Source organism: Variovorax sp. P1_H2 (assembly GCF_056405295.1).
On sequence record NZ_JBFUCJ010000082.1, the window covers coordinates 1 to 11151 of the forward strand.

The 11151-nt window shown below is 68.9% G+C and carries 13 protein-coding genes and 1 riboswitch; of the genes, 7 read left to right on the forward strand and 6 right to left on the reverse strand.

The features are described from left to right. Positions 1–738, forward strand: a 738-nt coding sequence (locus AC1D2E_RS24035; RefSeq protein WP_478199724.1) for a LysR substrate-binding domain-containing protein, incomplete at its 5' end; no start/stop codon positions are given. Between the two features lie 6 nt (positions 739–744). Here the strand turns inward: AC1D2E_RS24035 and bfr are convergent. Beyond that, positions 745–1215, reverse strand: a complete 471-nt coding sequence (gene bfr, locus AC1D2E_RS24040) for a bacterioferritin (RefSeq protein ID WP_478199725.1) — start codon at positions 1213–1215, stop codon at positions 745–747. Between the two features lie 94 nt (positions 1216–1309). On the opposite strand from bfr, the gene lgt reads away from it, so the two are divergent. The 6 genes from lgt (at position 1310) to AC1D2E_RS24070 (ending at position 8017) form a co-directional block, all read left to right on the forward strand. After that, positions 1310–2137 (forward strand): prolipoprotein diacylglyceryl transferase, encoded by an 828-nt coding sequence (gene lgt, locus AC1D2E_RS24045; protein WP_478199726.1) that lies wholly within the window; start codon positions 1310–1312, stop codon positions 2135–2137. 96 nt (positions 2138–2233) lie between these two features. Next, entirely contained in the window at positions 2234–2902 is a 669-nt protein-coding gene (locus AC1D2E_RS24050) for a GntR family transcriptional regulator (RefSeq protein ID WP_478199727.1), read from the forward strand. Continuing rightward, on the forward strand, positions 2899–4359 hold the full coding sequence (locus AC1D2E_RS24055; protein WP_478199728.1) for a malonyl-CoA decarboxylase: 1461 nt from the start codon (positions 2899–2901) through the stop codon (positions 4357–4359). Before AC1D2E_RS24050 ends, AC1D2E_RS24055 begins: the two co-directional genes overlap by 4 nt. A 78-nt stretch (positions 4360–4437) precedes the next feature. Continuing rightward, positions 4438–5424 carry a Bug family tripartite tricarboxylate transporter substrate binding protein gene (locus AC1D2E_RS24060; RefSeq protein WP_478199729.1) on the forward strand — a complete coding sequence of 329 codons (987 nt, stop codon included), beginning with the start codon at positions 4438–4440 and terminating at the stop codon, positions 5422–5424. 198 nt (positions 5425–5622) lie between these two features. Continuing rightward, on the forward strand, positions 5623–6465 hold the full coding sequence (locus AC1D2E_RS24065) for an enoyl-CoA hydratase/isomerase family protein (protein ID WP_478199730.1): 843 nt from the start codon (positions 5623–5625) through the stop codon (positions 6463–6465). 7 nt (positions 6466–6472) lie between these two features. Continuing rightward, positions 6473–8017 (forward strand): malonate--CoA ligase, encoded by a 1545-nt coding sequence (locus AC1D2E_RS24070; protein ID WP_478199731.1) that lies wholly within the window; start codon positions 6473–6475, stop codon positions 8015–8017. 34 nt (positions 8018–8051) lie between these two features. Here AC1D2E_RS24070 and AC1D2E_RS24075 read toward each other — a convergent pair whose 3' ends face one another. The 5 genes from AC1D2E_RS24075 to AC1D2E_RS24095 all read right to left on the reverse strand — a co-directional run bounded on the left by AC1D2E_RS24075 (position 8052) and on the right by AC1D2E_RS24095 (position 10762). After that, positions 8052–8477, reverse strand: a complete 426-nt coding sequence (locus AC1D2E_RS24075; protein WP_478199732.1) for a universal stress protein — start codon at positions 8475–8477, stop codon at positions 8052–8054. Between the two features lie 67 nt (positions 8478–8544). Then, positions 8545–8988, reverse strand: coding sequence for a universal stress protein (locus AC1D2E_RS24080; RefSeq protein ID WP_478176809.1), 444 nt, complete (start codon positions 8986–8988; stop codon positions 8545–8547). 97 nt (positions 8989–9085) lie between these two features. Next, on the reverse strand, positions 9086–9901 hold the full coding sequence (locus AC1D2E_RS24085) for a sulfite exporter TauE/SafE family protein (protein WP_478199733.1): 816 nt from the start codon (positions 9899–9901) through the stop codon (positions 9086–9088). A 319-nt stretch (positions 9902–10220) separates the two neighbouring features. Continuing rightward, a complete protein-coding gene (locus tag AC1D2E_RS24090) occupies positions 10221–10538 on the reverse strand; it encodes a cell division protein ZapA (RefSeq protein WP_478176811.1) in 318 nt (105 codons plus the stop codon). Continuing rightward, a complete protein-coding gene (locus AC1D2E_RS24095; protein WP_286367563.1) occupies positions 10538–10762 on the reverse strand; it encodes a DUF904 domain-containing protein in 225 nt (74 codons plus the stop codon). The genes AC1D2E_RS24090 and AC1D2E_RS24095 overlap by 1 nt, the downstream gene beginning before the upstream one ends. Before the next feature lie 69 nt (positions 10763–10831). Beyond that, positions 10832–11068, forward strand: a riboswitch (cobalamin riboswitch). The last annotated feature ends 83 nt before the right edge of the window (positions 11069–11151 follow it).

Here is an 11151-nt window from a genome sequence, read left to right on the forward strand (position 1 = left end):
CTGCTGCCCGAGGTGCGCGAACTGCTGGCGCGCGCGCAGGGGCTGCCGGCGCGGGCCCGCGCGGCGGCGGCCGGCGAGGTCGGCCGGGTGCGGCTGGCCTTCGTCTCGACCATCGGCTTCGACCAGCTGCCGGGCTGGGTGCGGGCGTTCCGCGAGCACAGTCCCCAGGTGGTGCTGGAGCTGGTCGAGGCCACCGGCGACGTGCAGCTGCGGGACCTGGAGCGCGGTGCCATCGACGCCGGCCTGATGCTGCATTCGCCGGGCTTCGCGCCGCCGGGTCTCAGCCACCTGCGGGTGGCGGTCGAGCCGCTGGTGCTGGCGCTGCCCGAGCACCACCCGCTGGCCGCCGCAGCGCAGTTGCCGTGGGAGGCGGTGCTCGGCGAGCCGCTGGTGATCTTCCCGCGCCGCATCGCGCCCTCGCTGCACGACGCGGTCTTCGGGTTGTACCACGCGGCGGGCCGATTGCCGGTCGTGGCGCAGGAGGCGATCCAGATGCAGACCATCGTCAACCTGGTGTCGGCCGGGCTCGGCCTGGCCTGGGTGCCCGAGAGCGTGATGCAGTTTCGCCGCACCGGCGTGGTCTATCGCACGCCCGACGCCGCGGGTGCGCGCGGCAGGAAGCGGCCGCCTGCCGTGCCGCTGTGCGAAACCAGCCTGGTCTGGCAAGAGGACGAGGCCCATCCGGCGCTGGACCGCTTCGTCGCCTTCGTGCGCGAGCGCATGGAGGAGGGCGGCTGAGCGCCCTCAGGCTTCCGATTGGGACTGGAGGTAGTTTTCGAGGCCGAGCTTGTCGATCAGGCCGAGCTGCTTCTCGAGCCAATAGGCATGGTCTTCCTCGGTGTCCTTCAGCTGGGCGAGCAGCAGGTCGCGGCTGACGTAGTCACCGACGCTTTCGCACAGCGCGATGCCCTGCTGCAGCGCCTCGCGCACCTCGTACTCGGTCGCCAGGTCCTTTCGCAACATCTCGGCCACGGTCAGGCCGGGCGTGAATTCCTTCGGGCGCATGTCGGGCAGGCCGCCGAGCATCAGGATGCGCCGGATCAGCGCGTCGGCGTGCTGGGTTTCCTCCTGCATCTCGTGGTCGAGCCGCGTGTACAGCCTGCCGAAGCCCTGGTCCTCGTAGATGCGCGAATGGATGAAGTACTGGTCGCGGGCGGCGAGTTCGCCGCGAACCAGCTGCTTGAGATAGTCGATGACTTGGGGATGGCCCTGCATGTGGTCCTGTCGGATTCCGATTCTGGTACCCAGCGAGTATCGCGCCGAACGCCTCGCTCGGCGGCGGGCTTCGCGAGGGCGGCACAATCTCTCCATGCTCATGTACCCGCAGATCAACCCCGTCGCGCTGCAAATCGGCCCCGTCGCCATCCATTGGTATGGCCTGACCTATCTGGCCGCCTTCGCGCTGTTTTATTTTCTCGGCACCCGCCGCCTTCGGCACGAGCCCTTCCGTTCGGTCACCGGACCGGGCGCCTGGACCCGCAAGGATGTCGAGGACATCCTGTTCCTCGGCGTGATGGGCGTGATCGTCGGGGGCCGGCTCGGCTACTGCCTGTTCTACAAGCCCGGCTACTACCTCGCGCATCCGCTCGAGATCTTGTTCGTCTGGCAGGGCGGCATGAGCTTCCATGGCGGGCTGCTCGGCGTGATCGCCTCGATGGTGTGGTTCGCGCGTTCGCGCGCCCGGCCGTTCTGGCAGGTGATGGATTTCGTCGCCCCCTGCGTGCCGACCGGGCTGGCCGCGGGACGGGTCGGCAATTTCATCAACGGCGAACTCTGGGGCCGCTTCAGCAGCCCGGACCTGCCCTGGGGCATGGTGTTTCCGCAAAGCGGCTCGATGCTGCCGCGCCATCCCTCGCAGGTCTACCAGTTCCTGCTCGAGGGCCTGCTGCTGTTCGCGCTGCTGTGGCTCTACGCGCGCAAGGACCGCGGCGAACGGCGCGTCTCGGCGGTGTTCCTGATCGGCTACGGCCTGATGCGCTTCATCGCCGAGTACTTCCGCGAGCCCGACGACTTCCTGGGCCTGCTGGCGCTCAACATGAGCATGGGCCAGTGGCTCTGCGTGCCGATGATCGCCTTCGGGCTCTGGCTCTATGCCAGCGCGCGGCCTGCGGCGGTGGCCGGTGCTCTCAGGGGTTGAGCGGCGGCCCGCGGGGCCGGGTATCTCCGGAGGCGACAGGGCGTTGCGCGCCAGGCCCCGCGTTCGCATAATTACGCGTAATTACGGAATTCGCCCATGCGCCTGGTCCAGAACTCCCTGCACGACGAAGTCGCCGCCACCCTGCGCGAAGAGATCTTCGGCGGGGTGCTGGCGCCGGGCGCCTTCATCGACGAGGCGTCGGTGTGCGAGCGCCTGCAGATCTCGCGCACGCCCTTGCGCGAGGCGCTCAAGGTGCTGACGGCCGAAGGCCTGCTGCGGCACGAGCCGCGCCGCGGCTGCTTCGTCGCYGAGGTCACGCAGCGCGACCTCGACGAGATCTTCCCGGTGATCGCGCTGCTCGAGGGCCGCTGCGCCTGGGAGGCCGCGCGCCATGCCAGCGACGCCGATCTCGCCGCGCTCGAGGCGCTCCACGACCGGCTCGCGAAGCACGCGCGGGCGCGCCGCATCAACGACTACTACGCGACCAATTTCGCGATCCACGAGGCGATCATCATGCTGGCCGACAACCGCTGGCTGGCGCAGGTGATCGGCGACCTGCGCAAGATCCTCAAGCTGGCGCGGCAGCAGCAGCTGCATGCGCCGGGACGGCTCGAGCAGAGCCTGTCCGAGCATCTCGCGGTGTTCGCCGCGCTCAAGGCGCGCGACAGCGACGGCGCCGAGGCGGCGATGCGCACCCACCTGAACCGCCAGCGCGAGGCCCTGCGGGCGGTCGCGCTGCAACAGAAGGCGAAGCTGATCTCATGAATGCCGGCGACTGGATCACGCGCGGCGTCTCGCTGCTGCGTCCGGGGCATTCGCCCGACGGCGCGAAGCCGGCCGCCGATGCCACCCGGGCGAAGAAGGGCGCGGCGGGCCCGCGCCCGCTCGCCGAGCGGCTCGAAGCCACGCTGCGCCGACCGGGCGAGGCGCTGGCACCGCGCGCGCTGCGGCGTGCACTGGTCGAACTGCAGGCGGTGCTCGATCCCCGCATCAGCGAGGTCGAGGCCGGGCGTCGCGCGCACGCGGTGGTGCAGTGGTATGGCGGCCGCGAACTCGACCAACGGCGCGACATCTGGCTGCTCATGAGCGAACGTTTCGCACCCGATGTGCACAAGCTCAGCAGCGCCCGCGACCGGCACGAGGCGGCGGTCGGCACGCCCGACGAGGGCCAGGCCGAGATCGGGTTGCGGCGCGCGCTGGCCTCGCCGCGCGCGCGGCTGCTGCAGCGCTTCGCGATCGATGCCGACGGCATGCGCTTCCTGGTCGACCTGCGCGCCGAGCTGCTGCCGTACCTGAAGGGCGATCGCCGGCTGCTGCCGCTCGACGCCGAGCTCGAGCACCTGTTCTCGACCTGGTTCGACATGGCCTTCCTCGACCTGCGGCGCATCTGCTGGGACTCGCCGGCCTCGCTGATCGAGAAGCTGATCCAGTACGAGGCGGTGCACGACATCAAGAGCTGGGCCGACGTCAAGAACCGGCTCGACAGCGACCGCCGCTGCTATGGCTTCTTCCATCCGCGGTTGCCCAATACGCCGCTGATCTTCGTCGAGGTGGCGCTGGTCGACCGCATCAGTGAGGGCATCGTGCCGCTGCTCGACGAGGCCGCGGCGCTGGTCAGGCCGGACAAGGCGACGACCGCGATCTTCTACTCGATCAGCAGCACGCAGACCGGATTGCGGGGCGTCAGCTTCGGCGACTCGCTGATCAAGCGCGTGGTCGAGACGCTGCAGGAGGAACTGCCACGGCTGAAGACCTTCGCGACCTTGTCGCCGATCCCGGGTTTTCGCGGCTGGCTGGCGAAGCACGCCGCCGAGCTGCTCGAGCGGCTCGACGAGAAGCGTTCCGCCGATCTGGGCCGCGCCATCGGCTCGCTGCCGCCGACGACCGAGCGCTTCCTCGCCGCCGCGGACGACGCGAATGCGCTCGACGCCAGGTCGCCGGTGCGCCAGCTGCTGTTGAATGCGGCCGCCGAGTACCTCGGCCGCGCCACGGTCGACGGCAAGCCGGTCGATCCGGTGGCGCGCTTCCATCTCGGCAACGGGGCGCGGGTGGAGCGTCTCAACTGGGCCGGCGACCCGTCGCCGAAAGGCTTCAGGCAGTCCTACGGCCTGATGGTCAACTACCTCTACGATCTCAAGCGGCTCGACAAGCACCGCACCCTGCTCGCGCAGGGCAGGGTGGCGGTCTCGGGCGGTATTGACGACCTGTTCCTCAAGGGCTGAGAAAAAAAAGGGGCCGTTCCGAATCGGCGCGCAGCAGGCCCCGGCGCAAGACTGTCAGACAAGTACAGGAGACAAGCGATGGGTCCAGGTTTTCAACGGCGCGACGTGCTGCGCCTGGCGGCAGCGAGCGCTGCCGTTCTCGCGGGCAGCGCGCGGGCGCAATCGAACTGGCCGACCCGGCCGGTGACGATGGTCGTTCCGTTCCCGGCCGGTGGCGGCACCGACGCTTTCGCGCGGCCGCTGTCGGCGCAGTTCAGCAGGCTCACCGGGCAGACGCTGGTGATCGACAACCGCGGCGGCGCCGGCGGCACCCTCGGCGCCAGCATCGCCGCCAAGGCGGCGCCGGACGGCTACACGCTCTTTATGGGCGCGGTGCATCACGCGATCGCGCCGTCGATCTATCCCAAGCTCGACTACGACCTCGAGAAGGACTTCGTGCCGCTGCTGCTGCTGGCCAACGTGCCGCAGGTGGTGGTGGTGAACCCGAAGCGGATCACCGAGGCGACGCTCAAGGCCTTCGTCGCCAACGCCAAGCAGAACCCGGGCAAGCTCAACTACGCCTCGGCCGGCGCCGGCACCTCGCACCACCTGGCCGGCGAGCTGTTCAAGCTGCAGACCGGCACCTACATCACGCACATTCCCTACCGCGGCGCCGGGCCGGCGCTGCAGGACCTGATCGCCGGCAACGTCGACGTCATGTTCGACGGGCTCGGCTCGTCGGCCCAGCACATCAAGGCCGGCCGGATCAAGGCGCTGATGGTCGCCGGCGGCAAGCGCAATGCGGCCTTCCCGGACGTCCCCTGCGCGGCCGAGGTGGGCTTGCCCGACTACACCGTGACGACCTGGTACGGCCTCTGGGCGCCCAAGGGCACGCCCGCCGACGTGCAGGCGAGGATCGTCGACGACATGAGGAAGGCGCTCGCCACGGACGAGCTGAAGGCGATCTGGGCCAACAATGGCTCGGAGATCCCGAACCTCACCCAGGCCGCCTATGGCGCCTTCGTGAATTCGGAGATCAAGCGCTGGGCCGCGGTGGTCAAGGCCTCGGGGGCCAAGCTCGAATGAGCGCCGYGCCGGGYCGCCCCAAGCAAGCTCGCGCCCCCTCGGGGGGCAGCGAGGACACGCAGTGCCGAGCGTGGGGGCTCGAATGAGCGCCGCGCCGGGCCGCCCCAAGCAAGCTCGCRCCCCCTCGGGGGGCRGCGAGGACACGMAGTGCCGAGCGTGGGGGCTCGAATGAGCGCCGCGCCGAACGCGGGGGCGCGAATGACGGCGTCGATCGGTTTGCGCATCGAGGGGCCGCTGGCCTTCGTGACCCTGCAGAACCCCGGTCGGCTGAACGCGATGACGCGCGGCATGTGGCGCGAACTGCGCGAAGTCTTCGAGCGGCTGGCGCCCATGAGCGCCGCGCCGGGCCGCTCCCAAGCAAGCTCGCGCCGCAGTGCGAAGCACGAAGGTACTCCAGTGAGCGCGCTGCGCTGTGTCGTCGTCGGCGGCGAGGGCGGCGCCTTCTGCGCCGGCGGCGACATCTCGGAATACCCGTCCTTCCGCTTCGACGCCGCCAGCCTGCGTGCGTTCCACGAGGACGAGGTCTGGGCCGCGCTGGCAGCGATGCTGGCTTGCGAACTGCCGCTGGTGGCCCGCATCGAGGGCGCCTGCATGGGTGCCGGGCTCGAGATCGCGAGCTGCTGCGACATCCGCCTGGCCGCTGCGTCGGCCAAGTTCGGCGCACCGATCGCCAAGCTCGGCTTCCCGATGGCGCCGCGCGAGGCAGCGCTGGTGCAGGGCGCGATCGGCGACGTGCTGGCGCGCGACATGCTGCTGGCGGCCGGCGTCCACGGGGCGCAGCGCCTCTGCGACGCCGGCTTCCTGTTGCGCGTGCTGCCCGACGTCGAACTGGCAGCGGAGGTGCTGGCGCATGCCCGGCGCATCGCGACGCTGGCGCCAGCGGCCGCGCGCCTCAACAAGGCGACCTTCGCCGCGCTGCGGCAGGCCGGCGCGCAGCAGGCGGTCGCGCCGCTGATTGCCGGCGCCTACGATTACGCCGACTCCGCCGAGCATCGCGAAGGCATCGCCGCCTTCCTCGCCAAGCGGCCGCCCGTCTTTTGAGATCCCCATGACCGACACGCCCAACGCCAATCTCTTCGCCGTGCTGCGCGCGGCTTTCCCTTCCGATCTCGATGCCATCGCGGTCGAGACCGACGACGGCCTGTTCTATTCGTGGCGCGACCTCGATCGCGCCAGCGCGATGATCGCCAACCTGCTGGATGCGCTGGGCCTCGAGAAGGGCGCCCGCATCGCGGTCCAGGTCGAGAAGTCGGTCGAGGCCATGATGCTGTACCTGGCGACCTTGCGCGCGGGCTATGTCTTCCTGCCGCTCAACACCGCCTACCGGGGCGCCGAGATCGCGTACTTCATCGGCAACGCCGAACCGGCCGTGGTGGTCTGCAGCAGCGCCAACGCCTCGTGGGTCGGCCCGATCGCGACCGCCGCGGGCACCCGCCATCTCTTCACGCTCGACGACGACCGCAGCGGCACGCTGCTCGAGGCGGCCGCCCGCTGCAGCGACCAGCACGATGTCGCCCTGAAGAGCGAGGACGATCTCGCCGCCATCCTCTACACCAGCGGCACCACCGGCCGCAGCAAGGGCGCGATGCTGACGCACCGCAACCTGTCGTCGAACGCCAAGGTGCTGAAGGACTACTGGGGCTGGCGCAGCGGCGATGTGCTGATCCACGCGCTGCCGATCTTCCATGTGCACGGGCTCTTCGTCGCGATCCACGGCGCGCTGATCAGCGGCAGCAAGATGATCTGGCTCAACCGCTTCGACCCTGCGCGCGTCGTCGCCCGGCTGCCCGAGGCGACCGTCTTCATGGGCGTGCCGACCCTTTACGTGCGCATGCTGGCCGAGCGCGGACTGACGAAGAAGGCCTGCCGCGACATGCGGGTCTTCATCTCCGGTTCGGCGCCGCTCCTGATCGACACCTTCAATGCCTGGCGCGAGCGCACCGGCCACACCATCCTCGAGCGCTACGGCATGAGCGAGACGGCCATGCTGACTTCCAACCCCTACAGCCCGGTGCAGGGCGAGCGCCGTGGCGGCACGGTCGGCTTCCCCTTGCCGGGCGTGCGCCTGCGGGTGCGCGACGATGCCGGCGAGCCGTGCCCGACCGACGAGATCGGCCACATCGAGGTCGACGGCCCGAACGTGTTCGCCGGCTATTGGCGGATGCCGGAGAAGACCCGGGAAGAGTTCACGGCCGACGGCTACTTCAGGACCGGCGACGTCGGCAAAGTCGACGGCCTGGGCTATGTCACGATCGTCGGGCGCAGCAAGGACCTGATCATCAGCGGCGGCTACAACGTCTATCCGGCCGAGGTCGAGGGCTACATCAACGAACTGGCCGGGGTGGCCGAGAGCGCCATCGTCGGCGTGCCGCACGTCGACTTCGGGGAGGTCGGCGTGGCCATCGTGACGGCCCGCGCCGGTGCCTCGATCGACGGCGACGCGATCATTGCCGAGCTCAAGGCGAAGCTCGCCAACTTCAAGATCCCAAAGCGCTGCTTCGTGGTGCCCGAGCTGCCGCGCAATGCGATGGGGAAGGTGCAGAAGGCGCTGCTCCGGGAGCAGCACAAGGGGCTGTTCGCGCGCGAGGGGTGAAGAAGGGGGCCGCCTCGGGAGCGGCCCGGCCCGCCTACTGGACCAGCAGCACCGAGATGTCGGTCTCGGACACCACCTTGGTCGCGACCGATCCCATCAGCGCCCGGCCCAGCAGGCCATGGCCGTGCGTGCCCATCACGATCAGTTCGGCGCCGCAGGCATTGGCGGCCTTGAGGATTTCTTCGGCAGCGTGGCCGTGGCGCTGGTCGAGCGTGTAGTTGGTGATGCCGTAGCTCGCCAGCGTGGCCTTGACCGGCTCGACGACCTTGGCCGTTTCCTCGGCGTAGTAGTCGCGCACGATCTCCTTGCTCAGGTGGCGCGTGACATGGCCCGGCACGCCGATGCAGACATGCACCACCACCAGTTCGTTGCCATCGATGAACATGTTGCGATGCTTCGCCAGGTAGTCGAGCGCCTTCGTCGTGTGGTCGCTGCCGTCAACGGCGATCAGGATCTTCATGCGTGGCCTCTTTCATTGATTCTCGATGCGCGGTGAAGGCACCGCGTGCGGCGTTTATAAACCGGACTCAGCGCAGCACCAAGACCGGCAGGTCCGAATGGGTGAGCACATGCTGGGTCTCGCTGCCCAGCAGCAGGCGCCTGATGCCCCGGCGGCCGTGCGAGGCCATCACGATCGTGTCGCTGCCGTGCTTCTTCGCGGCCGCGATGATCGCCTCGCCCACCAGGTCGCCGCTGACCGTCGTGGTCTGGATCCGGACGCCGCTGGCCTCGGCCAGCTTGGCGATCTCATCGAGCGTGGCTTGCGCCGATTCTGCCCACTGCCTTTCGATGCGCCCGATGTCTTCAGGCGTGAAGACCGCGGCGCCGTCGAAGTAGTTGGTCGGATAGCGCGGCACCACGGTCAGCGCGAGCAGCTCGGCGCCGCTCCGTGCGGCCAGTGCGATGGCGCTCTCCACGGCCTTCTTCGAGAGCGGGGAGCCGTCGGTGGCGACCAGGATTCGCTTGAACATGAATGCTCCTGTGGTTGGACCGCACGAGCTTAATACAAGGGCCGCGCGGCCTGGCTTGATTCCGGTCAAGCGTGGGGGAATGCGCGGCCGGCCGACCTCAGCCGTGCAGCCCCTTCCAGAGCATGTAGGCTGCCAGCAGGTAGAGGATGCTCGCGAACACGCGCTTGAGCTTGCCGACCGGCAGCTTGTGTGCGGCCCGCGCGCCCAACGGCGCCACGGCGAAGCTGCAGATGGCGATCACAGCCAGCGCCGGCAGCCAGATGTAGCCGAAGGAGCCTGCCGGCAGGTCTTGCACCGAGTGGCCGCTGGCCACGTAGCCGACCACGTTGGCGACCGCGATCGGGAAGCCCAGTGCGGCGCTGGTGGCGACCGCATTGTGGATCGCGACGTTGCACCAGGTCATGAAGGGCACGCTGATGAAGCCGCCGCCGGCGCCGACCAGGCCGGAGATGAAACCGATCGCGCCGCCGGCGGCGAACTGGCCTGCGGTGCCCGGCATCTGGCGCGTCGGCTTGGGCTTCTTGTCGAGGAACATCCGGGTGGCCGAGAAGCCGACGAAGAGGGCGAAGAAGATCGCCAGCGCGCTGCCCTTGAGCAGGCTGAAGACGCCCAGGCTGCCCAGCAGGCTGCCGGCCACGATGCCGGGCGCCAGCCGCTTGACGATGTCCCAGCGCACGGCGCCCCGCTTGTGATGGGCCCGCACGCTCGAGATCGAGGTGAAGATGATGGTCGCCATCGAGGTCGCGATCGCCATCTTGACCGACAGGTCGGCGGCGACGCCGCGGTGGCCGAGGATGATCGTGATGAACGGCACCATCAGCATGCCGCCGCCGATGCCGAGCAGGCCGGCAAGGAATCCGGTGCCGACACCGAGCAGGGCGAGTTCGGCGATCAACAGGATTTCGATCATCATTGGCACGGTTCCAGAAAAAAGCCACGGCACCCGTCGCGGGTGCCGTGGCTGTCATCGAAAAGGTGTCTGCGAGTGTGAGCCGGACCCGCATCCTGAACCAGGGTTCAGGTGGGCGAGGTCAGCAAGGCTTCGGGTTCATCTGACGCGAGATGATCACACCCGCCAAGCGATGTTCCAAGCCCTGCTCCGTAGAGCATTGGTACAAGGAAATATAAAGCCCAGCTTCGCACCGCAGACGATGCGTATTTTACGCCCGCTGCCGGCGCTGCGGACGCGCAATCTTTTCAATCGCGCTGCCCGGCCTGGGGGCGAGTTGGTTCTAGAGCAAATGTCCGTCGCCGGCGAGGGCCTGGTCGAGGCGCTGGACCAGTTGCGCGGCGCGGGCGTCCTCTTCGGTGGCGTCAGGGGCTGCAGCAGGCGCCGGCGCCGGCGCGGCTTCGCGCTGCACCAGGTCGAAGGCCAGGTTCAACGAGGCCAGCACCGCGATCCGGTCGCGCGCCTTGACCTTGCCGGCGTCGCGGATCTTGCACATCGCGGCATCGACGCGTTCGACCGCTTCGCGCAGTTGCGCTTCGCCGCCTTCAGGGCAGCCGAGCAGGTAGCTCTGGCCCATGATCTGGACTTCTATTTGTTTCATCAGGGAGCGCTGGCGTCTTGGCCGGGATCGGCGGGCAGTTGGTCGAGCAGGGCATCGAGCCGCGTGCGCGCCGCGGCAAGCCGCGATTTGAGGGTGTCGCGTTCGCGCGTGAGCGCGTCGACCTGGTCCTGGAGCAGCGCATTGGTGCGCTGTACTTCCTCATGGCGCACGAGCAGGCGTTCGACGCGCTCGGCGATCTGGTCAATACGGCTCGGTGCAGGCATGGAGGGCGATTGTAGTTTCCGGCGCTGCTGCGTTTTCATCGCAGTCCGGAAGGCCTACGCCAACAAACCCTACAATTCCGCGCGTTGGTGCTCGCGCCGCGGTTCACGCGTCGCAGTTCAACGGGAAGCAGGAGGCGAAGCCCATCGGGCCGGTCCAACCTGCGCTGCCCCCGCAACGGTCAAGCAGCCGGCATCCTCGGATGCCGCCCTCGTCAATCAGCCACTGGGCGCCCTGAAACAGGTGCCTGGGAAGGCGGCGAGGGTTGTGCCGCCAGCCCGGATACCGGCCAACGAGGCGGCCGCCGCATGGCTAGAAGCATGACGGTGGCCATGACGTCCAAGCGCCGGCGGGGAAGCCGGCGAAGGGCATTGATCTTTGTCGCTCCCAT

What these genes read in the sequence shown, in the direction of transcription:
- bfr (WP_478199725.1), bottom strand. Translation starts at nt 1,215, where the DNA reads ATGCAGGGCCATCCCCAAGTCATCGACTATCTCAAGCAGCTGGTTCGC.
- lgt (WP_478199726.1), top strand. Translation starts at nt 1,310, where the DNA reads ATGCTCATGTACCCGCAGATCAACCCCGTCGCGCTGCAAATCGGCCCC.
- AC1D2E_RS24055 (WP_478199728.1), top strand. Translation starts at nt 2,899, where the DNA reads ATGAATGCCGGCGACTGGATCACGCGCGGCGTCTCGCTGCTGCGTCCG.
- AC1D2E_RS24060 (WP_478199729.1), top strand. Translation starts at nt 4,438, where the DNA reads ATGGGTCCAGGTTTTCAACGGCGCGACGTGCTGCGCCTGGCGGCAGCG.
- AC1D2E_RS24065 (WP_478199730.1), top strand. Translation starts at nt 5,623, where the DNA reads ATGACGGCGTCGATCGGTTTGCGCATCGAGGGGCCGCTGGCCTTCGTG.
- AC1D2E_RS24070 (WP_478199731.1), top strand. Translation starts at nt 6,473, where the DNA reads ATGACCGACACGCCCAACGCCAATCTCTTCGCCGTGCTGCGCGCGGCT.
- AC1D2E_RS24075 (WP_478199732.1), bottom strand. Translation starts at nt 8,477, where the DNA reads ATGAAGATCCTGATCGCCGTTGACGGCAGCGACCACACGACGAAGGCG.
- AC1D2E_RS24080 (WP_478176809.1), bottom strand. Translation starts at nt 8,988, where the DNA reads ATGTTCAAGCGAATCCTGGTCGCCACCGACGGCTCCCCGCTCTCGAAG.
- AC1D2E_RS24085 (WP_478199733.1), bottom strand. Translation starts at nt 9,901, where the DNA reads ATGATGATCGAAATCCTGTTGATCGCCGAACTCGCCCTGCTCGGTGTC.
- AC1D2E_RS24090 (WP_478176811.1), bottom strand. Translation starts at nt 10,538, where the DNA reads ATGAAACAAATAGAAGTCCAGATCATGGGCCAGAGCTACCTGCTCGGC.
- AC1D2E_RS24095 (WP_286367563.1), bottom strand. Translation starts at nt 10,762, where the DNA reads ATGCCTGCACCGAGCCGTATTGACCAGATCGCCGAGCGCGTCGAACGC.